This window comes from Acidobacteriota bacterium (genome assembly GCA_040752915.1).
GTDB lineage: Bacteria > Acidobacteriota > UBA4820 > UBA4820 > DSQY01 > JBFLVU01.
This window is the reverse complement of record JBFMHB010000045.1, coordinates 1-23,600: the sequence shown is the minus strand read 5'-3', so window position 1 is coordinate 23,600 and position 23,600 is coordinate 1. Positions and strand designations below refer to the sequence as shown.

17 protein-coding genes are annotated in these 23,600 nt (G+C 67.8%); 16 read left to right on the top strand and 1 reads right to left on the bottom strand.

Going from position 1 to position 23,600, the window contains the following annotated elements; all coding sequences use genetic code 11:
* Positions 1-342 (top strand): SDR family oxidoreductase (locus AB1824_09350; GenBank protein ID MEW5765169.1); only part of this gene is annotated, 342 nt, incomplete at its 5' end.
* A gap of 32 nt (positions 343-374) precedes the next feature.
* Here AB1824_09350 and AB1824_09345 read toward each other — a convergent pair.
* Positions 375-2,396 carry a sulfatase-like hydrolase/transferase gene (locus AB1824_09345; protein ID MEW5765168.1) on the bottom strand — a complete coding sequence of 674 codons (2,022 nt, stop codon included), beginning with the start codon at positions 2,394-2,396 and terminating at the stop codon, positions 375-377.
* A gap of 138 nt (positions 2,397-2,534) precedes the next feature.
* On the opposite strand from AB1824_09345, the gene AB1824_09340 reads away from it, so the two are divergent.
* The 15 genes from AB1824_09340 (at position 2,535) to AB1824_09270 (ending at position 23,200) form a co-directional block, all read left to right on the top strand.
* A complete protein-coding gene (locus tag AB1824_09340) occupies positions 2,535-3,701 on the top strand; it encodes an ABC transporter substrate-binding protein (GenBank protein MEW5765167.1) in 1,167 nt (388 codons plus the stop codon).
* A 2-nt stretch (positions 3,702-3,703) separates the two neighbouring features.
* The gene (gene rfaE2 / locus AB1824_09335) at positions 3,704-4,180 is read left to right on the top strand and encodes a D-glycero-beta-D-manno-heptose 1-phosphate adenylyltransferase (protein ID MEW5765166.1); all 477 of its coding nucleotides are present in this window, start codon (positions 3,704-3,706) and stop codon (positions 4,178-4,180) included.
* Positions 4,177-7,566 (top strand): transcription-repair coupling factor, encoded by a 3,390-nt coding sequence (gene mfd / locus AB1824_09330; protein ID MEW5765165.1) that lies wholly within the window; start codon positions 4,177-4,179, stop codon positions 7,564-7,566. Before rfaE2 ends, mfd begins: the two co-directional genes overlap by 4 nt.
* Positions 7,563-8,423, top strand: coding sequence for a peptidylprolyl isomerase (locus AB1824_09325; protein MEW5765164.1), 861 nt, complete (start codon positions 7,563-7,565; stop codon positions 8,421-8,423). The genes mfd and AB1824_09325 overlap by 4 nt, the downstream gene beginning before the upstream one ends.
* Positions 8,420-9,373, top strand: coding sequence for a peptidyl-prolyl cis-trans isomerase (locus AB1824_09320; GenBank protein MEW5765163.1), 954 nt, complete (start codon positions 8,420-8,422; stop codon positions 9,371-9,373). The genes AB1824_09325 and AB1824_09320 overlap by 4 nt, the downstream gene beginning before the upstream one ends.
* 54 nt (positions 9,374-9,427) lie before the next feature.
* Positions 9,428-9,694: a S4 domain-containing protein gene (locus tag AB1824_09315; GenBank protein MEW5765162.1), complete on the top strand. Its 267-nt coding sequence runs from the start codon at positions 9,428-9,430 to the stop codon at positions 9,692-9,694.
* Positions 9,691-10,695 carry a tRNA dihydrouridine synthase DusB gene (dusB, locus tag AB1824_09310; GenBank protein MEW5765161.1) on the top strand — a complete coding sequence of 335 codons (1,005 nt, stop codon included), beginning with the start codon at positions 9,691-9,693 and terminating at the stop codon, positions 10,693-10,695. Before AB1824_09315 ends, dusB begins: the two co-directional genes overlap by 4 nt.
* Before the next feature lie 55 nt (positions 10,696-10,750).
* A complete protein-coding gene (guaA, locus tag AB1824_09305; GenBank protein ID MEW5765160.1) occupies positions 10,751-12,292 on the top strand; it encodes a glutamine-hydrolyzing GMP synthase in 1,542 nt (513 codons plus the stop codon).
* 147 nt (positions 12,293-12,439) lie between these two features.
* The gene (dnaE, locus tag AB1824_09300; protein MEW5765159.1) at positions 12,440-15,964 is read left to right on the top strand and encodes a DNA polymerase III subunit alpha; all 3,525 of its coding nucleotides are present in this window, start codon (positions 12,440-12,442) and stop codon (positions 15,962-15,964) included.
* Positions 15,961-16,938, top strand: coding sequence for an acetyl-CoA carboxylase carboxyltransferase subunit alpha (locus AB1824_09295; GenBank protein ID MEW5765158.1), 978 nt, complete (start codon positions 15,961-15,963; stop codon positions 16,936-16,938). Before dnaE ends, AB1824_09295 begins: the two co-directional genes overlap by 4 nt.
* A 126-nt stretch (positions 16,939-17,064) precedes the next feature.
* Complete coding sequence (gene ricT, locus AB1824_09290) at positions 17,065-17,733, top strand: regulatory iron-sulfur-containing complex subunit RicT (protein MEW5765157.1); 669 nt, start codon at positions 17,065-17,067, stop codon at positions 17,731-17,733.
* A gap of 17 nt (positions 17,734-17,750) precedes the next feature.
* On the top strand, positions 17,751-18,098 hold the full coding sequence (locus AB1824_09285; protein MEW5765156.1) for an RNA chaperone Hfq: 348 nt from the start codon (positions 17,751-17,753) through the stop codon (positions 18,096-18,098).
* On the top strand, positions 18,095-19,012 hold the full coding sequence (locus AB1824_09280; protein MEW5765155.1) for a 4-hydroxythreonine-4-phosphate dehydrogenase PdxA: 918 nt from the start codon (positions 18,095-18,097) through the stop codon (positions 19,010-19,012). The genes AB1824_09285 and AB1824_09280 overlap by 4 nt, the downstream gene beginning before the upstream one ends.
* A 1-nt stretch (position 19,013) precedes the next feature.
* Positions 19,014-20,300 carry a serine--tRNA ligase gene (gene serS, locus AB1824_09275; GenBank protein MEW5765154.1) on the top strand — a complete coding sequence of 429 codons (1,287 nt, stop codon included), beginning with the start codon at positions 19,014-19,016 and terminating at the stop codon, positions 20,298-20,300.
* An 89-nt stretch (positions 20,301-20,389) separates the two neighbouring features.
* The gene (locus AB1824_09270) at positions 20,390-23,200 is read left to right on the top strand and encodes a TonB-dependent receptor (protein ID MEW5765153.1); all 2,811 of its coding nucleotides are present in this window, start codon (positions 20,390-20,392) and stop codon (positions 23,198-23,200) included.
* The last annotated feature ends 400 nt before the right edge of the window (positions 23,201-23,600 follow it).

The window sequence follows — 23,600 nt, the reverse complement described above, 5'->3', positions numbered from 1 at the left end:
TTCATCGGCTCCACGGCCGGCCAGCGCGGGGAGCCGGGCCATAGCCACTACGCGGGGAGCAAGGGGGCCGTGCAGTCCATGGTGTACTCCCTCGCCCAGGAGCTGGCCCCGGACATCCGCGTGAACCTCGTCTCGCCGGGCTGGGTCCGGACGCCCATGAGCGAGGAGGCCTTGAGGCAGAGGGAGGCGTCCATCGTCGCGGCGGTTCCCCTCCGGAGGGTCGCCGAATCCGAGGACGTGGCGGCGGCCGTGCTGTTCCTCGCCAGCGAGGCCGGACGTCATTTCACGGGCGCGGATCTGTGCTGTTCGGGCGGCGCCCTGCTGCCCATGCCCCGAGGTTAGCCCCGGCCGGAGCGGCCGGTGGAGAGGGAGATTCAGGGCTCCTGAGGTTGGCGCCCGGCGGCCTCCAGGTCGCGCACCATCTGCTCCACGTCCGCGCGCGTCGCGGGATCGAGGCGGGCCTTCAAGGCGCTCCGGAAAACCGCCAGGGCTTCCTCGGGGCGGTCGGCCTGAAGGAGGACGGCGCCCAGGGTCAGGTAATTGGGCGCGTACTCTGGGAACTGGCGGATTCCGGTCTCGAAGGTCCTCACCGCATCCTGCACGAGGTTCCGGGTCAGGTAGATATCCCCTTGGGCCTTGAGGGTGAGGGCGGGGTCGGGGCTCAAGCGCAAGGCGGCGGCGAAATCCCGCCGGGCGTCCTCGGGCCGTCCCTGAATCAGGTGGATCCTCCCCTGCATGAGATAGGTGTCCTGGTCGGCGAACCCCTCAGACAGGGCTCTCTCCAGGAGCGGGAAGGCCTTTTCCGGTTCGTTGCGGTCCAGGTGGTAGGCGGCGAGGGGGTTGAGCGCGTTCACCAGCCGCGGGGAGAGGACGAGGGCCCTTTCGTAGCACCGGGCCGCCTCGCCCGGGCGGTCCAGGGCGACCAGGGCGTGGCCCTTGGCGGCGTGGGCCTCCGCCATCCGCGGGGCGAGGGCCAGGGCCTTGTCCAGGGCGGGGAGGGCCTCGCGGGCTCCCCCGCTCCGGCGGAGGGTCTCCCCGTATTCGAACCAGCCCGAAGGATTCCCCGGGTCCTCGACGGTCACCGAACGGAACAGGGCCGCCGCCTTCTCCGAATCGCCCTGCCGGCGGAGGAGGCGAGCCCGGCCGTCCACCTGGAGTATCCCGGTCCGGTCGTGGGGGTCGGGCAGGTCCCTGGACAGCGCCTGGCTGGAGGGAACGGCGGCGTAGCCGAGCCCCCGCAGAGACGCCTCGACGCTCCCGGCGGGGGAGGACTCGGGGAAGGAGGGGAGCCGGTCGCGCACGCCTGCCGCTCCCGCCGGTGGGGAGGCCGAGAGGTCCCTCGTTTCCGCCGGATCGTCCCGGAGGTCAAAGAGGCGGTCCCGGGAGGCGGACCGGATCCATTTATACCTTCCGTCGGTGGCGGCGATCAGGGGGCTCCACCGGAAGGCGTGGAAGGGGAGCCAGGTTTCGGCCAGCAGGATTCGCGAAGTCGGGGCCGCCTCCGAGAAGAGGTCGGTGCCGTCCATGGCCTTGGACGCCTCCGGAGCGAGGCCCAGGAGCCCCAGGAGGGTCGGGCCCACGTCCACCAGGGAACAGGGGGTCGCCCGCCGGCCCCCCTTGGGGACCCGCGGACCCGCGAAGAGTAGAGGCACACGGAGGGTGGGTTCGAAGAGCAAGGCCCCGTGGGTCGGCTCGCCGTGCTCCCCCAGGGCTTCCCCGTGGTCCGCCGCCGCCGCCACCAGGGTCCCGGGGGCCAGGGCAGAGAGGAGGCGCCCCACTTCTGCGTCCACGTATGCGGCGGCCGCGTCGTAGGGTTGGCTCGGGAAACGGGCCGAGAAAGCCTCGGGGCTGGAATATGGCTCGTGGGTGTCGAAGTAGTGGACCCACAGAAACAGGGGGCCGGCGCCACGGCTGGTCAGTATCGAGAGCGCGCGGTCCGTCACCTCCCCGGCATGGCGCACGAGGTCCGGACCCACCGCGTCGTCATATCCGTGAAAGCCCCGGTGGATCCCGAAGCGCCCCTCCAGGACGGCGCTGGCGATCACCGCCTCGCACCGGTAGCCCTTCTCCCGGAGCAGTTCGGCCAGGGCGGGCACCGAAGGGGCGAGGGTTCCGAGGCCGTTGTCGTGAAGCCCGGTGCGGGCCGGCCAGCATCCGGTCAGCAGGGAGGCGTGGGACGGGAGCGTCACCGGAGCGGGAGCCGAGCAAGAGAGGAAGGCGGTGCCCGACTCCGCCAACGTATTGAGGTTCGGAGCGGTGGAGGGGGGGCCGCCCCAGGGGGCGAGGCGGTCGGCGCGGTACGTGTCGAGGGTGATGAGGACCACGTCGGGGGAGCCGCCCCAGAGGGCCGTTCCCGACAAGAGGGCGAGGACCATGAGGAATCGAAGGCTCCGCACCGTGCACCTCCCCTCGAAGTCTACCACCCTGGCGCCTCGGGACCCAGCGCTCGGGGACCGCCTCCCTCGGCCCGGCGGCGCGTCGGAACTCTCTGGAAATCTTGACGTTTAACCACGCCTGGGCTACAATGGAGGGCCATGTTTGCCACGGGTGGAAGGGTCCTTTGCGCGGCGGTCCTGCTCGGGGCGGTTTCGTGCCGCCAGGAGCCGGTGCGGCTGGCCGCCATCCTCCCCCTCACGGGGCCCCAGGCGGCCTACGGAGAAAGCCTCGAGCGCGGAATCCTCCTCGGCGCCGAGGAGGTGAACGCGGCGGGCGGCGTGGGAGGCCTCCGCCTGGACGTGGCCCTGGAGGACTCGCGGTCGGATCCGGACCGCGCCGTCCGGCTCCTGGAAAGCTGGTCCGGGCCGGGGAGGGTTCGGGCCGTGATCGGCGGGGCCACCAGCGAGGAAGCCCTGGCGTTGGCGGCCCGTGCCGAGCCCCTGGGGGTCCTTGTCCTCTCGCCGTCGGCCTCCTCGCCGGCGCTGTCCGGCGCTTCCCGGTACTTTTTCCGCAACTGGCCGTCCGATGCGGCCGAGGCCGAGGCCGCCGCGGAGTTCGCCGCCTATTCGCTTCACGCCACCCGGGTCGAGGTTCTGGCGGAAGACAACGCCTACGGAAGAGGGCTGGCCGAGGCCTTCCAGCGGGCCTTCGAAGGGGACGGGCGCAGAGCCGGCCTTTCCATATCGGTGCCCGGGCAGGTCCCGCCACCCGCCCAGGGTCCCCCGGGTGCGGTCTTCCAGGCGATCTACCTGGCGGGATACAGCGGGGCGCTCCTCCCCGTCGCCGAGGGGCTTCGGCGGGCGGGGGACCGCCGGCCCATCCTGGCCTGCAGCGCCTTTGCCCGGTCCGACCTGCTCCGGGAGGCTCCGCCCTGGATGGAGGGCGTCTGCCTCCTCGGCCCTGGTCCCGTCTCCGCCGACGGAGGGACGGAGAAGGCGGAGTTCGCGTCGAGGTTCACGGCCCGGTGGGGGGAAGCTCCGGACGTCTACGCGTCCCACGCGTACGACGCCGTGCGGATTCTCGGCGCCGCCCTGGCCGCCTCTCCGGGAGGAGACGCCGAGGCCCTCCGGTCCGCCCTGCTGTCCCTGAAGGGATTCTCCGGCGCCGCGGGTCACACATCCTTCACGGAACTCGGGGACGCCAGACGCGCCATCGGCGTATGGGTCTTCGACGGGGGGCGTCCTCGCCCGCTGAAGGCCGTGTCGGACCGGGTCCTTCCTCCCCTTCAGGATGAGGTGGCCCGCCTCCGGCTGAAAGGGGCCTGACCGTGGGACGCGTCCTGGCCCGGGAGGAGGTTCGGGACTACCGGCGCGCCTGCCGCGAGCGGGGGGAGAAGGTGGTCTTCACCAACGGGTGCTTCGACCTCCTGCACGCGGGCCACGTGCGCTACCTCAACGCCGCGCGGGGGATGGGGGACCGGCTCATCGTCGGGCTGAACTCCGACGATTCGGTTCGGCGGCTCAAGGGGCCGACCCGCCCCGTGACGCCCGAAGGGGAGAGGGCCGAGATCCTCGCCGCCCTGGCCGCCGTGGACGCCGTGGTCGTCTTCGGGGAGGACACGCCCCTGGACCTCGTGCGAGTGCTCCTGCCCGACGTGCTCGTGAAGGGCGGCGACTGGACCCCCGAGACCATTGTGGGGAGAGCGGAGGTGGAGGCCGCGGGAGGGGAGGTGATCTCCCTTCCCCTGCTCGAGGGGCGCTCCACCACGGGGCTCTTGGCTCGCCTGGCGGGGGGGGCACGTTGAACGGCCTCGTCCGCGCCTTTCTCGAGGCGCTCGACCGGGGGGCGGGAGGGGACGCCGGTCTGGAGCGGGCCCGCGGTGGTGCCCTGCCCTTCTTGCTGGCGGGCTGCGTCCTTCGCCGGGAGGGACCGCTGGTCATTCTGGTCCCCGCCGAGAGCCAGGCGCGGAGTCTCTCGTCCTCCCTTCGGGCCCTCCTCGGGGACTCGGCGGCGCCGGACTGGCTGCCCGCTCCCGACGCGGATCCGTACGAGGGGCTCTCGCATCACCCGGGCGTCCTCCTCGAACGCGCCGCCGTGCTCAGCCGGGCCCTCACCTCGACGAGGCCCGCCCTCCTCCTTTCGGTGGAGTCGCTTCTTTGGCGGGTGCCCCGGCCCGGGTGGTGGAGGAGCCACCTCCTCGTGCTCGAGCGCGGGACGGCCCTCGACCGGCGCGAGCTGAGGACGCGCCTGTGGGCCTCGGGGTACAGGACGGTGGATCAGGTGGGGGAGGTGGGAGAAGCATCGTTCCGGGGCGGCATCGTGGACCTGTTTCCTCCCACCGAGTCCCTCCCGGTCCGCCTGGAGTTCTTCGGGGACGAGGTGGATTCGGTCCGCTTTTTCGACCCCGTCTCCCAGCACTCGCTGGGCGAGGTCCAGCGATCGGTCCTGGTGCACCCCCTCACGGAAGGCGTGCGCGACGACGGCCTTCACGCGGCCCTCTCCGCCTCCCTCGGGGAGACGGGCGCATTCGGAGAAGTTCGCCTGGAGGGCCTCGCCCACGCGGGGACGTACCCGACCTACGACACCGAAGTCCGCGGAGAGGGCGCCTACTTCACGACGCTGGCCGATTTCCTGGGGCCCTCCCGGTGGGTGGTGGTCGAAGCCTCCATGGCGGTTCACCGGGCGGGGCTCCGCCTGTCGGACCTTCGGGACAGCTTCGTGCGCCACCGCCGCCCCCCGATGGTGGCGCCCGAGAGGCTCTTTCTCCGCACGGCCGATGTGGCCTCCGTCGCCCAGGGCCCCGGCGTTCTGGAGGCGGGCGGCGCCGAGCCCCCCCTCGAGGCGACCCGGCCGGCCCTTCGGCCGGGAGACCCCTTCGGGCTCCTTTCGGACCTCGGGGAATGGGTCCGCGGCGGGTGGCGCTGCATGGTCTTCCTGCAGGGCCAGGGGACCCTCCGGCGGCTCAAGGAACTGGCCTCGGGTGAGGGCCTCGTCGTGGAGGAGGGCCCCCCGGACTCCCACGACCTTCCCCCCGGCCTGTACGCCGCTCTGGCTCCCGTCGAGGAGGGGCTCTCCTTTCCGGGCCAGCGGATTCTGGCCCTCACCGAACGGGAGGTGTTTGGCAGGGGGAGGGCCGCTCCCGAAGCGCGCGCCCGAAAACAGGAGGCCTTTTCCACGGGGCTGAGGGACCTTAGGGTCGGGGACCCGGTGGTCCACGTGGAGCACGGGGTGGGGCTCTTTCAGGGGATCGAGACCCTGGTTCGGGACGGCCACCGGGAGGACTACCTGAGCCTCGCCTACGCCGGAGGGGGGCGCCTGCTCGTCCCGGTCCAACGCATGGACCTGGTGGAGAAGTACGTGGGGCCCGAGGGCTACGCCCCTCCCCTGGACCGCCTCGGAGGCACGGCCTGGCGAAAGAGCAAGGAGAAGGTGCGCAAGGCGGTCCGGGCCGTGGCCGTGGACCTCCTGCGCCTCTATGCCGTCCGGCGCACCATCGCCGGCCACGCCTGCGGGGCCGATTCGGCGTGGCAGGAGGAATTCGAATCCCAGTTCCCCTTCGACCTGACGCCGGACCAGGAGCGGGCCGTGGACGAGGTGAAGCGGGACATGGAATCGGATCGGCCGATGGACCGGCTGGTGTGCGGAGACGTCGGGTACGGGAAGACCGAAGTGGCCATGCGCGCGGCCTTCAAGGCCGTGAGCGAAGGGCTCCAGGTGGCGGTCCTCTGCCCCACGACCGTGCTGGCCCTCCAGCACGCCGAACGCTTCCGAGAGCGCTTCGCGCCCTTCCCCGTCCGGGTGGCCATGCTCTCTCGCTTCGTGGAAGCCCCCGAGCGCAAGCGGACTTTGAAGGAGGCCGCGGACGGGGAGCTGGACATTCTCATCGGGACCCACCGGATCCTCTCCAAGGACGTCCGCCTCCCGCGGCTGGGGCTTCTGATCGTGGACGAGGAGCAACGCTTCGGGGTGAACCACAAGGAGAAGATCAAGGCGCTCAAATCGAAGGTCCACGTGCTCACCCTCACCGCCACGCCCATTCCCAGAACCCTCCAGATGGGTCTTTCGGGCATTCTGGACATGTCCCTCATCCAGACGGCCCCCAAGGACCGGCTGGCCATCCAGACGTCGGTCCGGCCCTTCGACGCGGAGCTCGTCCGGGGAGCGATCCGCCGGGAACTCCAGCGCGGGGGCCAGGTGTTCTACGTTCACAACCGCGTGGAGACCCTGGCCGCCGCCGCGCGCAAGGTCCAGGAGCTCGTCCCGGAGGCGCGGGTCACCATCGCCCACGGCCAGATGGCGGAGAGGGACCTGGAAACGGTGATGCTCGGCTTCTTTCGGGGCGACCACGACGTCCTCGTCTGCACGACCCTCATCGAGAACGGCGTGGACCTTCCCCGGGTCAACACGCTGCTCGTGGAGGACGCCCACGCCCTCGGCTTGACCCAGCTCTACCAGCTTCGCGGCCGCATTGGCCGATCCGATCTTCCGGCGTACGCCTACCTCCTCACCCCCCCCGGCCAGGAACTGACGGGAGACGCCTCCCGCCGGCTGGAGACCCTCCAGGAATTCTCCGAATTGGGGGCGGGGTTCCGCATCGCCGCCGTGGATTTGGAATTGAGGGGCGCCGGGAATCTCCTGGGGGCGGACCAGTCGGGCCACATGGCGGCGGTCGGATTCGATCTCTACCAGCGCCTCCTGGAGGAGGCCGTGGCGGAGGCGAGGGGCGAACGACCGCTCTCGGCGGTGCGCTGCGAGATCGGCCTCGGACTGGACCTTTCGGTGCCCATGGAGTATATGGGCGAACTGAACCAGCGTCTCGCCTTTTACAGGGAGCTGTCCATGGCCTCGTCGGCCGGCGAACTGGGGCGGGTCGCCGCCGCCGCGGAGGATCGATACGGCCCCATGCCGCCCGAGGTCAAACGCATGGTGGAGATGACCCGTCTCCGGTTGTGGGCCGAAGGGTTGGGGAGGAGGAGCATCACACGCCGGAACGACCTCCTGACCCTGGCTTTCGATCCGGCGGCGCCTCTGTGCGCCGCGGGTCTCGTGGCGTTCCTTTCGGACCGGAAGGGTGCGCGGATCGATCCGGGCGGCCTGCTGGAGGTACCCCTTCTCCCGCGGGAGGAAATCCTGGAGCTCCTGGACCGGGTTCTGACCTGCGCGGCGCCCGCCGAGGGGACGCCGGCATGAAGCGGCTCCCGATCCTCCTCGCGGCGCTCCTTGCGCTCCTGACTTTCTCGGCCTGCCGGAGGGATCCGAAGGCGGGCCTTCGCGAGGATCCCTCGGTTCTCGCCCTGGCGGGGCGTTTTCGCATCGAGGTGCGGGACCTGGAGAAAGCCCTCGCAGGACGCCAGGGCGAGCCTTCCGCCAACGCCCTTCTCGCGAGCCGGGTCCTGGACGGCCTCGTGGAAGAAGCCCTGATTCTCACCGACGCTCTCCCGGGACCTCCGCCACGGGTCCCCCAACCCCTGTGGGATTTCGGCTCGATCGAGCAGCGCGAAGCGGCGGTTTCCATGGCCTTGAGGCAGCGCGTCTACGGAAAGGTCAGCGTGACGCCGGGCGACGTGGCGGCCTACTACGCCGCCCATGCCCACGAGTTCAAGAAGGGCCCCGGGGTCCTCCTGAGGGAGATCCTCCTTCCCGGCGAAGCCCAGGTCAGGGAGGCGAAAGCCCTGCTCGCCCGCGGGCACTCCTTCGTGGACGTGGCCAGGCTCTACTCCCTTTCGCCCGAGCGGGGAGCGACGCAGTACTTCGAATTCCAGGAACTTCCCGATTACCTGCGGACGCCCCTCGCCCAGGCCAGGCCCGGCGTGCCCACGGGGCCCATCCAGGCCTCTTCGGAGTACTTTCAGATCTTCCTCGTGGAAAAGCGCTACGACTCCTACACCCCCACCCTCGACGAACTCGCCCCGCAGATCCGGCTCACCCTGGCGGACGAGCGCGGCGACCGGCTGTACCGCGAGTACCTGGCGGACCTCCGCCGGCGCTTTCCTCCCGAGGTGTTTTGGGCTAAACTTCCCTTCGCTTACGAGAAGGAGACACCATGAAGCGCGCCCTCCCAACCCTCCTCGCCGCCGCCCTCCTCGGACTTCCCTCCGCGGGCGCCGTCCTGGAAGAGGTCGTCCTCAAAGTCAACGACGCCATCGTCACGAAAGGCGAGTTCGAGAAGAGGCTCCTCAGCACCCTGGAGGGGCTCCAGAGGGAGTACAAGGGACCCGACATGGAAGCCCGGCTCAAGGAGGTTCCCCAGCGGCTTCTCGAGCAAATGGAGGAGGAGCTGCTCCTGGTGGAGAAGGCCCGCCAGCTGTACCAGGTGGACCTCATCGTGGACAACCAGCTCGAGATGTTCATGAAGGAGAACAAGCTGGCCACCAAGGCGGACCTCTCCAAGGCGCTCGAACTGGAGGGCATGACCCTGGAGGAGTTCCGAAAGCAGATGATCTTCGTCTACATTCCGGAGTTCATGAAGAGCCGCGAAATCCGGAGCCGCATCGCCATCTCCACGGAGGAGGTGGAGGCCTTTTACGAGGCCCACAAGAACGACATGGCGGGCAAGTCCCAGGTTCACCTCCAGGAAATCCTGCTCCCGAAGGAGCGGTACGGCGCGGAGCAGGCCCGCGCCGCGGCCGCCGAAATCCGCGCGCAGGTGGCGTCGGGAAAGGACTTCGGGGAATTGGCGCGGGCCTATTCCTCGGCCTATTCCCGAGGGGCCGGAGGCGACGCGGGCTGGTTCTCGCGGGAGGACCTGAGCCCGGAAATCGGTCGCGCAGTGTTTCCTCTCGCGCCGGGGGAGGTCAGCGAGCCGGTCCAGAGCATCGGCGGGTTCTACATCTTCCGCGTGTTGGAGCGCCGCGAGGCCAAGACGCCCACCCTGGACGAGGCGCGGGCCGCGGTGGTGGAGGCCCTGAAGGAACAGAAATTCTCCGAGGCCTACAAGGCGTACATCGCGGAGCTGAAGGCCCAGAGCTACGTCCGCGTCAACCCCAAGTACGTCTGAGACGCTCCTCGGGGAGACGTCCCGCGCGGGCCGTCCCCGGGAGGGTCATTCGCCATGCGGCTCGACCTGTTTCTGAAGCACTCCCGCCTCATCCGGAGGAGGAGCGCGGCCAAGGCCGCCGCCCTCGGGGGCGGAGTGCGGGTCAACGGGCGGCCCGCCAAGCCGGGTCGGGAGGTGGCGCCGGGTGACCTCCTCGCGCTGATGGACGAGGAGGGCGGGGCCCTGGAGGTGGAGATCCTGGTCCTTCCCCTGCGTCCCATTCCCAAGGGGCGGGAGTCGGAGTTCTTCCGGATCCGGCGGCCTTCCGAGGCGCTCCCGTGACGGACGGCGTTCTCCGGATCGGGCCCGTGGCCGTGGCGCCCGCCCTCGTTCTCGCTCCCATGGCGGGCCTGACCGACGTGACCTTCCGGCGCATGGTGCGCCGGTGCGGAGGCGTGGGCCTTGTGGTTTCCGAGATCCTGTCCTCGGAGGGGCTGGTTCGGGGCGGACGGCGCACCGGGGACTACCTCCGCATGGGATCCGACGAGCACCCCATCGCGCTCCAGATCTCCGGGGCCGATCCCGAGAACATGGCCGAGGCGGCCCGCCGCTGCGAGGCCCAGGGCGCGGACGTGGTGGACCTCAACATGGGATGCCCCGTCCCCAAGGTGACGAAGGGATGGTGCGGTGCGGCCCTCCTGAGGGAGCCCGTCCGGGCGGCCGCCGTGGCGAGGGCCGTGGTGAAGGCCGTGGCGATCCCTGTGACGGCCAAGCTGCGGTTGGGGTGGTCGGGATCGGAAATCACCTTCCTCGAAGTCGGGAGAGCCCTGGAGGAGGCGGGCGTCGCCGCCCTGACCCTGCACGCCAGGACCCGTGAGCAGGGCTACTCGGGCCGGGCCGACTGGGGCCGGATCGGCGAGCTCAAGTCCCTCGTCTCGGTGCCGGTGGTGGGCAACGGCGACGTGTCCACACCGGAGGAGGGGATGGACCTGTTTGCCTCCACCTCCTGCGACGGGGTCATGGTGGGCCGGGCCGCGGTCAAGAACCCGTGGATCTTCCGTCAGATCGAGGACCTGCGGACCAAGGGAGCCTACGCCGTGCCCGGCCTCCGCGACCGGCTGGACCTCGTGGAGGCTCATTTCGAGGACCTCCTCGAGATGGGGCCGCCGGGCCTGGCCCTTCATCGGATGAAGACCTTCCTGGGAAAATACACGGCCGGGTTCCCGGGCTCCCTCGCCCTCCGCCGGTCCCTCGACCGCTCCAAGAGCCCCGAGGCCCTCTTGAGGACCTTCCGAGAGTGGGCCGAGCCCCTCCGGCGGGACGCCCCCGCCCCCTCTCCTTGAGGCCATCCCGGACGCGGGCTATACTCTTCGCCTCCGCGAGGGATCGGAAGGGGTCATGCACGGCGGACAGGTCGTCCTCATCCTCGATTTCGGTTCTCAGTACACGCGCCTGATCGCCCGGCGCGTGAGGGAACTGGGCGTGTACTGCGAAGTGGTCCCCCACGACCGCCCGGCCGGAGAAATCCGTTCCCGGGCCCCCATCGGGCTCATCCTTTCGGGCGGCCCCCAGTCCGTTTTCGCGGAGGGCGCGCCCTTGCCGGATCCGGCCCTTTCCGGCCTGGGGATCCCCGTCCTGGGCATCTGCTACGGGATGCAGTGGATGGCCCACGCCCTGGGCGGCAGAGTGGTTCCATCGGGCCGCCGGGAATACGGCCCCGCCCTCTTCTTCGGAAGCCCGGAGAGCCTTCTCTTCCACGGGCCACCGGAGCCTCGGCCCATCTGGATGAGCCACGGAGACCGGGTGGAGACCCCTCCCGAGGGCTTTCGGGTTTCGGGGAGCACGGAAAGCGTCCCCGTGGCCGCCATGGAAGATCCGGATAGGGGCCTCTTCGCCCTCCAGTTTCACCCCGAAGTGACGCACACCGCCGACGGGCGGGAGATCCTGCGCCGCTTTCTCTTCGGCGTATGCGGGGCGCGCGGCGATTGGACCATGACCTCCTTCATCGAGGAGGCCGTGGCTCAGATCCGGCGGGAGGTGGGAGGAGAGCGGGTTCTCTGCGCCATCTCCGGAGGGGTGGATTCGTCGGTGGCGGCCCTCCTGGTTCAACGGGCCGTCGGGGACCGGCTCGCGGGCCTCTTCATCGACCACGGACTCCTCAGGAAGGGGGAGGCCGAAGCCGTTTCCAGCCGCCTTCGGGACGGGCTGAAGTTGGATCTGCGGAAGGTGGACGCCTCGGAGGAGTTCTTCTTGGCCCTCAGAGGCCTGTCCGATCCCGAGGAGAAGCGCAAGGCGGTGGGCCGGACCTTCGTGGAGGTCTTCGAGCGGGAGGCCCAGGCGCTCGGCCGGGTTCCCTATCTGGTGCAAGGCACCATCTACCCGGACCGCATCGAATCGGCGGCCGCCTCGTCCGTCGCCGCCGTCATCAAGAGCCACCACAACGTGGGCGGACTGCCCGAGCGCATGCGCATGAAGATCGTCGAGCCGATCCGCGACCTGTTCAAGGACGAGGTTCGCGAGGTGGGCCGACTGTTGGGGCTGGACGCCGCCTTCGTGGACCGGCATCCCTTTCCGGGTCCCGGCCTCGCCGTCCGGATCCTCGGCGAGGTGACGCGGGAGGATGCCGACCTCCTTCGGGAGGCCGACGCGATCTTCCTCGAGGAGATCCGCCGGGAGGGCCTTTACGGGGCCGTCTCCCAGGCCTTCGCCGTCCTCCTTCCCGTCCGCACGGTGGGCGTCATGGGGGACGCCAGGACCTACGACCGCGTGGCGGCCCTGAGGGCGGTGGTGACCGAGGACTTCATGACGGCCGACTGGTACCGATTCCCGCCCGACTTCCTCGGGCGCGTGTCGAGCCGCATCGTGAACGAAGTGAAGGGCATCAGCCGGGTGGTCTACGATGTGACCTCCAAACCCCCCGGAACCATCGAATGGGAGTGATCAGGATGGAACCCCGGAGCCCGAGAGCCCGTGAGCCCGTGATCGAGATGCGCATGCCCGCGCCCCTTCCTTCTGCGCGTCGCTCCCGGGACCGGTCCTCGAGGGCCCTGTGGGCGGGACTGAAAGGTCTTTGGGATCGAGGGTCCCATGACTGAGCGTCCGTTCGTCCACCTCCATCTCCACACCCAGTACTCCCTTCTGGACGGCGCCTGCCGGCTCGACGAGGCCCTCGCGCAGGCCGCGACGCACGGCTCCCCGGCCATGGCCATCACGGACCACGGGAATCTCTTCGGGGCCGTGAAGTTCTTCAAGCGGGCCCTCAAGGCCGGCGTCCGACCCGTCATCGGGTGCGAGGCGTACGTGGCTCCCCACTCGCGCTTCGACGAGGATCCTGCGGGTCCGGACGGAAAGCGCCCTTACTCCCACCTGATCCTCCTGTGCGAGAACCAAACCGGGTACCACAACCTCTGCAAGCTCTCCACCGCCGCCTTTCTGGAGGGCTTTCAATACAAGCCTCGCATGGACAAGGACCTCCTTCGGCGCCACCACGAGGGGCTCATCGCCACCTCCGCCTGCCTCGGCGGGGAGATCCCCCAGAAATTGAGGCGCGGGAAAGACGAGGAGGCGCTCCAGTCGGCGCTGGAATTCCGGGAAATCTTCGGCCCGGAGAATTTCTTCCTGGAGATCCAGGACCACGGCCTTCCCGAGCAGGCGGCGGTGAACGCCAAGATCCTGGACATCCACCGGGAGACGGGAATCCCCCTGGTGGCCACCAACGACGTCCACTTCCTGAGGAAGGAGGACTTCGGGGCCCACGACATCCTCCTGTGCATCCAGACGAAAACCACCCGGGAGGAGCGCTCCAAGTCGGGCAAGATGGCCTATACGACCGAGCACTACCTCAAGAGCCCCCGGGAGATGTGGGACCGCTTCGGGGACTGGCCCGAGGCCCTGGAGAACACGGTCAAGGTGGCCCAGCGGTGCCACTTCGCCTTCGACACCGAGTCCAAGCACTACCCGAAGTTCCAGGTGCCCGAAGGGGAGACCCTGTCTTCCTACTTCGAGAAGGTGGCGAGGTCCGGCTTCGCCAGGCGCAAGGAGCAAGGGCTGTTGAAGCAGAGGGGAGCCCTGGCGCCGGAGGAGTACGAGAAGCGCTTCGACCAGGAGCTCGGGCTCATCAAGAAGATGGACCTCGCGGGCTATTTCCTTGTGGTCTGGGACTTCATCCGGTACGCCCGGGAACGCGGCGTCCCGGTGGGGCCGGGCCGGGGCAGCGCCGCCGGCTCCTTCGTCTCGTACTGCATGGGCATCACGGACCTGGACCCCCTCAAGTACGGCCTGCTCTTCGAGCGTTTCCTCAACCCAGAGCGGGTCACCATGCCCGACATCGACATCGATTTCTGTATGCGCGGGCGGGCCGACGTGATCACGTACGTCACCGAAAAGTACGGCCGGGACAACGTGGCCCAGATCATCACCTTCGGGGAGATGAAGGCCCGCCTGGCGCTCCGGGACTCGGGCCGCGCGCTGGGCGTGCCCCTGGACAAGGTGGACCGGATCGCCAAGCTCGTCCCGGAAGACCTCTCGGCCACCCTCGAGACGGCCCTCAGCGTCTCGCCCCAATTCAAGGAGAGCTACGAGGCCGATCCCCAGGTGCGCGAAATGGTGGACATCGCCCGGCGCCTGGAGGGGCTCACGCGGCACGCCTCCACACACGCCGCCGGCGTCGTCATCGCCCCCCGGCCCATCACCGAATTCCTTCCCCTGCACAAGACCGCCGGGGGCAAGGAGGACATCACCACCCAGTACAGCAAGGACGAGATCGAGTCCCTCGGCCTTCTCAAGATGGACTTCCTGGGCCTCAGGACCCTCACCGTGCTGTACGACACCCTGGAATTGATCCGCCTTTCGGGGGGAGAGCCCCCCGACCTGGCCGCCATTCCCCTGGACGACCCCAAGACCCTGGAGCTCTTCGGCCGGGGCGATACGGACGGCGTCTTCCAGTTCGAATCGGGCGGCATGAAGGACATCCTGCGGAGGCTGGGACCCCGGCGGTTCGAGGACCTCATCGTGTTGAACGCGCTCTACCGGCCGGGGCCGCTGGACGCCGGGATGATCAACACGTATATCTCCCGAGCGAAGGGGCGGGAGGCCGTCGAATACCCCGTGAAGGAGGTCAAGGAGATCCTGGACGAGACGCTGGGCGTCATCGTGTACCAGGAGCAAGTCATGCTCATCGCCCACCGGCTGGCGGGATTCACCCTCGGCCAGGCGGACACCCTCCGGAAGGCCATGTCCAAGAAGGACGCCGCCGCCATGCAGGTCCAGCGGAAGCTGTTCCTGGAGGGCTGCGCCAAGCGCGGGGTGGACGAGGGGCGGGCGGGGGAACTCTTCGACCACATGGAGACCTTCGGCCGGTACGGCTTCAATAAATCCCACTCGGCCGCTTACGCGCTTGTGGCCTTTCAGACGGCCTACCTCAAGGCCCACTTCCCGACGCACTTCATGGCGGCGACCCTTTCGGCCTGGGCGGAGCACACCGACGAGGTCATGAAATACATGAACTCGTGCCGGGAGATGGGCATCCCTCTGCTCCCGCCCGACGTCAACCGGAGCCAGGTGGGATTCAGCATCGAGGAGGGCGCCATCCGGTACGGCCTCTCGGCCATCAAGAACGTCGGCCTCAACTCCGTGGAGGCCATCCTCGAGGCGCGGCGAAGGGTGGGGCCCTTTCCCGACCTCTTCCGGTTTTGCAGGGAAGTGGACCGCTTCCACGCCAACCGGCGGGTGCTGGAGAACCTCGTCCAGTCAGGGGCCATGGACTGCTTCGGGGTACCCAGGTGGGACCTCTTGGCCTCCCTGGACGCGGCCATGGCCTCGGCCGTCCGCTATCAGGAAGACCGTCTCCGCGGCCAGGCGGGCCTCTTCGGAGGAGAGGACTCGCCCGAGCCGGAGGCTTACACCCGAGGGACCCCGTGGTCCGACGCGGAGAAGTTCGCCCGAGAGAAGGAGAGCCTTGGGTTCTATCTGAGCGGCCACCCCCTGGTGGAGAAGCAGGAGATGCTTCGCCGCTTCGCCTCCCACCACATCGTGGAGCTTGCCGATGCCCCCCCCGACTCGGAGATCACGGTGGGAGGGGTGGTGGGCCAGTGGAGCCAGAAGAAAAGCAAGAAAGGGGAGATGTTCGGGCTCCTGGTCCTCGAGGACCTCGAAGCCCGGGTGGACGTTCTCCTCTTCAACGAGTGCTTCAAAAGGTATCAGGGGTCCATCGAAAAGGACGCCGCGGTCTTGGTCGTCGGCCGCATCCAGAGGGACCAGGACGGGAAACCGAAGGTCTGGGCCAACGCCGTCGTCCCCATGGACCGGGCGCAGGAGGAGCTGGAGCCGAAGGCCACGGGGGTCCTCGTGTGCCTGCCCGCCGCCCTGTGCGAAGATGAGGACTGGCTCCTCGACTTCGAGGAGAGGCTTCGCCGCCACCGCGGCGCCTTGCCCGTGTATGTGGACGTGGAAGAAGAGAGCAGCGTCACCCGCGTCCTGCTCGGCGGCCAGTTGAGAGTGAGGGGAGGGGCGGGCTTCATCGAGGACTTGGAGGGCCTGGTGGGCCGGGGGCGCGTGAAGCACTTGTTCCGGACCTTGACCCGCGGCGAGGGAAAGAGGAGGCCGAATCCATGAAGGACCCCCGCGAGTTCGAGCGGCCCATTCTGGAGCTCGAGGCGCAGATCGAGAACCTCGGCCTTTTCGGGGACGAAAAGAGGCGCGAAAGGGAGCTGGCCGCCCTACAGAAGAAGCTGGACAAGCTCCGGCGCGACACCTACGCCCGACTCACCCCCTGGCAGGTGGTCCAGGTGGCCCGACACCCCCAAAGGCCCTACACCCTGGATTACGTTCAGGCGCTGTTCACGGACTTCGTGGAGCTTCATGGAGACCGGGGGTACGCGGACGACCCGGCCATCGTGGCCGGACTGGCGCGCTTTCACGGAAAGTCCGTGGCCGTGATCGGCCACCAGAAGGGGCGGGACACCAAGCAGAAGATCCACCGCAACTTCGGAATGCCCAGGCCCGAGGGCTACCGAAAATCCCTCCGCATCATGAAGATGGCGGAGAAATTCCGCATGCCCGTCCTCACGTTCATCGACACCCCGGGGGCCTATCCGGGCCTGGATGCCGAGGAGCGCGGCCAGGCCGAGGCCATCGCCGTCAACTTGAAGGCCATGGCGCTCCTCCGGACGCCCATCGTGGTGACGGTCACAGGGGAGGGAGGCAGCGGCGGGGCGCTGGCTTTGGGCGTCGGGGACCGCGTCAACATGCTCCAGTACGCCATCTACTCGGTCATCTCCCCGGAGGGATGCGCGGCGATCTTGTGGAAGGACGCCCTCCAGGCGGAGACCGCCGCGACGGCCCTCAAACTGACGGCCCAGGATCTCAAGGGCCTCGGTCTGATCGATGCCGTGGTGGAAGAGCCCCCGGGAGGCGCTCCGGTGGACCCGCCCTCCGTCTATTCGCGCCTGGATTCGCTCCTCGAGTCGCAGCTGGCGGAACTGGAGGCCATGCCCGTGGAGGAACTTCTCCGGGGCCGCTACGAGAAATTCAGGGCCATGGGCGCCCACTCCGAGGCCGTGGAAGCGGGGGTACGAAAGGGAAAGTGAAGGGAGGCCCGCGCGATAAAACGCGGACTCGGGCCGGCGCACCGGGGATCGGGAACGTGACCCTTCGGTCCTTGACTTGGCCCCCCGGCTGACCTATGGTGCCCCTGTCAGGGGGGTTGGACCCGAATGGCCCTGTACCAGCTGCAGCTCGAAAACCAGGCCAGGCCGGTCTTTGGCCGACACGACGGGCCGCCCCTCCTCCTGCGGTCTCCCTGCATCGTCCAGACCGAGTACGGCCCCGCGCTCGCGGAGGTGCTCGAAACGAGGAATTTTCTCGAATCGTGCCTCCCTCCCGGCCAGATCCTCCCGGTGATCCGGCCCGCCAGCGAAGAGGACGCGAAGCGTCGTCAGAGGCACCGCCAGATCGAGCGCGAGGCGCTCATTTTCTGCAGGGACCAGGTTCGGACCCTCCGCCTGGAAATGAAGGTGGTATTGGTCCACATGCTCTTCGACGAGAGCCGGCTTCTCTTCGTGTTCACGGCCGAGAACCGCGTGGATTTCCGTGAACTCGTGAGGATCCTCGCTCACCAGTACCGCCTCCGAATCGAAATGCGGCAGGTGGGCGTCCGGGACGAAACCAAGCTTCTCGGCGGATTTGGCCACTGCGGCCGGCCCCTGTGCTGCGCCGCCCACCTTCCCCAGTTCTATCCGATCACCATCCGCATGGCCAAGGACCAGGGACTGAGCCTGAATCCCTCGAAAATTTCGGGGCGTTGCGGCCGGCTCATGTGCTGTCTCCGATACGAGTGCCCCAAGGGGAAGAAGGGTCCTCAGGCCGCCGCGCCGGAAGAGTGATCCCCCAGGAGCCGACCATGCCCGACCGGAAGTTGATCCGTCCGAATCTGCGCGACTACAAGAGCTACCGTCGCGAAGGCCGGGAAGTGAAGGAGGAAGAGGGGGGAGGCCTTCCCGCCGGCACCTTTTCCTCGGCGAGGCGCAAGCAGGTTCCCCCGGAGCAGACGAACGCCGAGAATTTCTACTACCTGAAGCAGATGGGCTCCAAGACCCCCGTGGTCGTGGTCCTGAACGACGGCGAGGAGCTCCACGGGTGGATCGAGTGGTACGACCGCGATTGCCTGAAGGTCCACCGACTGAGCGAGCCCAACCTTCTCGTCTACAAGCACGCCATCAAGTACATCTACAAGGAGCGAGAGGCATGACGCGTCCACGGGTGCTCATCACAACGGGAGATCCCGGCGGGGTCGGGCCGGAGGTCCTCTGGTCCGTCCTCCAGCCGGGAGACCTGCAACAGGCGGCTGAAATCACCGTCATCGGACCGCTCCGGTCCGTGGCCTCCGCCCCGGAGGGGGTCCGCTGGGACGACGTGGACCTTCCCGCGCTCCGGTTCCACAAGCGCCCCCATCCGGACAACGGCAGGATCTCGCTTCTGACCCTGGAGGAGGCGTGCCGGCGGATGGAGCGCAAGGAGGCGGACCTTCTGGTGACGGGCCCGGTTTCCAAGGAGGCCATCCGGCGATGCGGCATCCCCTTTTCGGGCCACACGGAGTACCTGGCCCAGTCCTTCCACTGCCGCACCTACATGGTGTTCTTCACGGGGGTCATGCCCGTGGCCCTCTTTTCCACCCACATTCCCGTCCGTGACGTGCCGGCGGTGTTGACGACGGAGGCTCTGGTGGACTTCGTGCGGGGCCTGGCCACGGCCTGGAACCGCCAGCTCAACGCCTGGCCGAGCTTCCGCATCGCCGGCCTCAATCCACACGCCGGAGAGGGAGGCCTCCTCGGCCGGGAGGAGCGGGAGGTGCTGGAGCCGGCCGTGGAAGCGCTCCTGGCCGAGGGGGTGGCCGTGGACGGGCCGGTCCCCGCCGACAGCCTCTTCCTCCGGCCCGACGGTCCGGACAAGATCGCCGTGGCGCTGTACCACGACCAGGGGATGATTCCGGCCAAGATGATGAGCCAGGGCCACGCGGTCAACTGCACACTGGGTCTGCCCTTCCTCCGGACGTCCCCGGACCACGGCCCCGCCTTTGACATCGCGGGCACGGGGCAGGCGGATCCGGAGAGCCTCCGCCGGGCGATCCTCACCGGTCTGGACCTCCTCAAGCGAAGGCGCTGACGTGCTGGACCTGCACGCCCTGCGAAGCGCGCCCGACTCCTTCCGGGTGGCCCTGGCCCGCAAGGGCGTGCCGCCGGAAGAGGTGACCGCCCTCCTCGAACACGACGCCGCCCGCCGGGAGATCCTCGTCCGGGTGGAGGCCTTGAAGGCCCGCCGGAACGACGCGAGCCGCCAGATCGGACAGCTGAAGAAGGCGGGGGAGGATACGGGGGCCCTCCAGGCCGAGATGCGCGCCCAGGGGGACGAAATCCAGGCGCTGGACCGGCGGCTCCAGGAGATCGAGGCGGAGATCCAGGGGCGCCTACTGAGCATTCCAAACAGGCCCCACGCTTCCGTGCCGGACGGGGCCGACGCGTCATCGAACGTCGTGGTCAAGACCTGGGGCGACGCTCCCCGGCTGGATTTCCAGCCGCGGTCCCACGAGGAGATCGGCCTTCGACTGGGCATCCTCGACTTCGAGAGGGCGGCCAAGCTGTCGGGCTCCCGGTTCGTCGTCTACCGGGGGGCGGGGGCCCTTCTGGAAAGGGCCCTCATCTCGTTCATGCTGGACCTCCACGTGACCCGCCACGGCTACACGGAGGTGATTCCCCCCTACCTCGTCAAGGCGGAGGCCCTCGTGGGAACGGGGAACCTCCCCAAGTTCGAGGCCGACCTGTTCAAAGTGGACGGGGGAGACTTCTACCTCATCCCCACCGCCGAAGTCCCGGTCACCAACCTGCACCGGGACGAGATCCTGGAGGAGGCGGACCTGCCCCTCTCCTACTGCGCCTTCACGCCCTGCTTCCGCTCCGAGGCGGGCTCCTACGGCAAGGACGTGAAAGGCATGATCCGCCAGCACCAGTTCCACAAGGTCGAACTGGTCAAGTTCTCGCGACCGGAGGAGTCCTACGAAGAGCTGGAGCGCCTCACTTCCCATGCCGAGGCCGTTCTGGAGGCCCTGGGCCTTTGCTATCGCCGGGTGCTCCTCTGCGCGGGGGACATGTCCTTTTCCTCCGCCAAGACCTACGACCTGGAGGTTTGGCTGCCCTCCCAGGACTGCTTCAGGGAAATTTCCTCCTGCTCCAACTTCGAGGATTTCCAGGCGCGAAGGGCCAACATCCGTTTCCGGCCCGCCGGGGGAGGAAAGCCCAGGCTCGTCCACACCCTGAACGGATCCGGATTGGCCGTGGGCCGGACCTTCGTGGCACTTCTCGAGCAGTTCCAGCGACCCGACGGGTCCGTGGAAATCCCCAGGGTGTTGCGCCCCTACTGTGGCGGAAAAGACTCAATTGAGGTTGACAGGTCCTAACCGCCCGTCCCAAAATACCATCTGGAGCGGCGGGTTTGTTTCGCAGTAATGAAATCAGTGTGTCCAACATGAGGAAAGGAGGAATCAGCATGAAGCTCAGAATCGCAGGCGTGGCGCTCCTGGTGCTCGCCCTGGCGGTGTCCGGGGCGGTCTTCGCCCAGGGGAACACGGGCGCCCTTTCGGGCCGGGTCCTCGACCAGGACGGCAACCCCATCCCCGGGGCGTCCATCGAAGTCACGTCCAAGTTCCTTCAGGGGCCCCGCGGCACGGCGTCCAACGTGCAGGGCGAGTTCCTCATCCCCTACCTCCCTCCGGCCAACGATTACCGCATGGTCGTGGAGGCCGTGGGATTCAACAAGATCATCCAGTCCAACGTGACCATCAGCCTGGGCAGCACGACCACGCTGGAAGTGACCCTCATGAGCGGAGGTGAGGAAGTCACGGTCACCGCCCGTCCCCCGGCCGTGACCCTCAAGGAAACCAAGATCTCCACGAACCTGACCCAGGAAGAGATGGAGATGATCCCCATCGGCCGCCAGTACCAGGACACCCTGTACCTGGCCCCCACGGTCGTCTCTTCCGGATCGGGCGGCAACCCCGGCGTGGCCGGCTCCACCTCCTCCGAGAACATCTTCCTGGTGAACGGCCTCAACACGACGGACCCCGTCACGGGAACCTTTGGGACGAACCTGAACTTCAACTTCATCCGCGAGATGGAAGTCGCCACGGGCGGCCTCGACGCCGAGTACGGCGCCTCCACGGGCGGCCTCTTCAACGTGCTCACCAAGAGCGGCTCCAACGAGTTCCACGGCGAGGTCTTCGCCTACTACACGGACGATTCCTTCACGGCCAACGCCCACTCCACCGACCTCTCCGTCAACAGCCCTCAGCCCTATCACAACTACGACTACGGCTTCGACGTGGGCGGCCCCATCGTCAAGGACAAGCTCTGGTTCTTCGTGGCCTACAACCCCTCCCTGTTCACGCGGCACCACGAGGGCGTGTCGGTCCTCACCGCCGTGAACCCGTACCATCCCGCCTACGGCTCCACCCTGGACATCCCGTACAAGTACGACGATCTGAGCCGGAACTGGTTCTGGTCCACCAAGTTCAACTACCGCGTGAACGAGAAGCACAACCTCGAGCTGAGCATCTTCTCGGATCCCTCCCACATGTGGTACAACGAGGGGTACACGGACACCCTCGACCGCCGCTCCTACATGACCCGCCGCTATCAGGGCGGATACAGCGCGGCCTTCAAGTGGTACGCCACATGGTCCTCCAACTTCTTCATGGACTTCGGCATCGGCAAGACCCACTCCCGCCTGGACATTCTCCCCTGGGACAAGGCGGGCTACGGCCGTCCCCAGATCGTGAGCTTTGACTATTCGCCCAGCCTCAGCATCGGTGGCGGCATCGGCAACTACATCTTCGACGACCGCGACACGGACCAGTACCAGGTCAAGATGACCTATCTCTACAAGAACCACGAGATCAAGTTCGGCGGCGACTACGAAGTCCTCAAGTGGGACTCCTACAGCAACTACACCGGCGGCCGCCTCTGGTACGTCCAGTACAACCTCGCGAACCTCAACCCCGCCACGGCGAACCCGGCGGACTACTACTACTGGATTTTCCAGAGCGTTCAGAACCCGAACTACAACGAGAAGGGCTACTACACGGCCCTCTTTGCCCAGGACAAGTGGTCCGTCACCGACAACGTGACGCTCTCCTACGGCCTTCGCTATGAAAAGAACGAGATCAAGCCGGGCAACGGCGGCCAGCAGCTCTCCCTCGACTCCTGGTCCCCCCGTCTGGGCATCTCCTACGACTTCATGAAGAACGGCCGATCCAAGATGTTCCTCAACCTGGGCCGCTTCTACCAGCGCCTCCCCATCGCCCTGGCCAACTCCATGGATCCGGGCCACGCCACGTACCAGGACGTGTACCGCGGATACCCCAAGAGCTTCTGGTACCGCAACACCTACGGCGCCATCCCCACGACCATCCTGGACGGCGTGAAAAACCAGTACACCGACGAACTCGTGGCCGGGTTGGAGTACGAGATCAAGCCCGACCTGACCTTCGGCTTCCGCGGCGTCTTCCGTGAGCTGGGACGGGTCATCGAGGACGTGGGCTACATCGACGCCCACGGCGGCATCTCGTACATCGTCATGAACCCCGGCGATCAGTGGCCGGCGGGCATCATGGACGCGTGGGCCTCCGCCGTCCCCGATTACGAGCGCTTCCCCAAGCCCATCCGAAACTACCAGGGCTACACCTTCACGCTCAACAAGCGGTTCTCCGACAACTGGTTCCTCAACGCCAGCTACACCCTGTCCTTCCTCAGGGGCAACTACGAGGGCGGCTCGGGCGGTTACAGCCTCGCCGGCCTCAACCCCGGCGCCTCCAGCGCCTACGACATCCCCGAGTCGATCCTCATCAACAACCGCTACGGCTGGCTCCCCCAGGACCGCCGCCACCAGCTCAAGATCCAGGGCTCCTACCGCTTCGATTTCGGCATGGTCCTCGGCGCCAACTTCATCTACCAGTCGGGCCGGCCCTTCAACAAGCAGATGGGCTACCCGAACTACGAGGCCGGGTACGGCACGGTCCTCGTCGCCGAGCGCGGTTCGGACCGCCTGCCCGGCACCTGGCAGCTCGACCTCCACGCCGAATACACCTTCAAGCTCTGGAAGACGAACCTGGCCCTCTTCGCCGACGTGTTCAACGCCACGAACCGCCAGACGGCCACCGCCAAGTACCAGACCTACTACCAGACGCCCGACTACCTGAGCGACATCACCAGCGGAAACCTCCGCCGGGACACCAACTGGGGCAAGACGTCCGCCCGCCAGGGCAGCCGGAACGCCCGCCTCGGCGTGAAGTGGACCTTCTAATTCCGGTTTGAGTCCTTAAGGACCCGTCGGGGACCCCGGGTGACCGGGGTCCCCTTTTTTTGGGCCATATTCCCCGGATGTGTCGGAAAAGACACAGGGGGTTGACACGGTGGTTTTCTTCCATTACCTTGACGGCATTGGTACGAAAGGAGGTGATGCGGAGGAGGGTAAGTCCTTGAGTTTTAGGAGGTTTCGAAAACTTCAGAGGTTATGGAGGTGACCATATGAGGAAAGCACTCAAGTGGGGTGCCCTGGCCGTGTTGGCGCTCAGCCTCACGGGCTTTGCCGTGTTCGCCCAGCAGGGCGGCGGCATGCAGGGCAAGGTGACGGATGAGGCTGGACAGCCGGTGATCGGGGCCACCATTCAGGTGAGCGGTCCCAACCTGCAGGGCTTCATGGG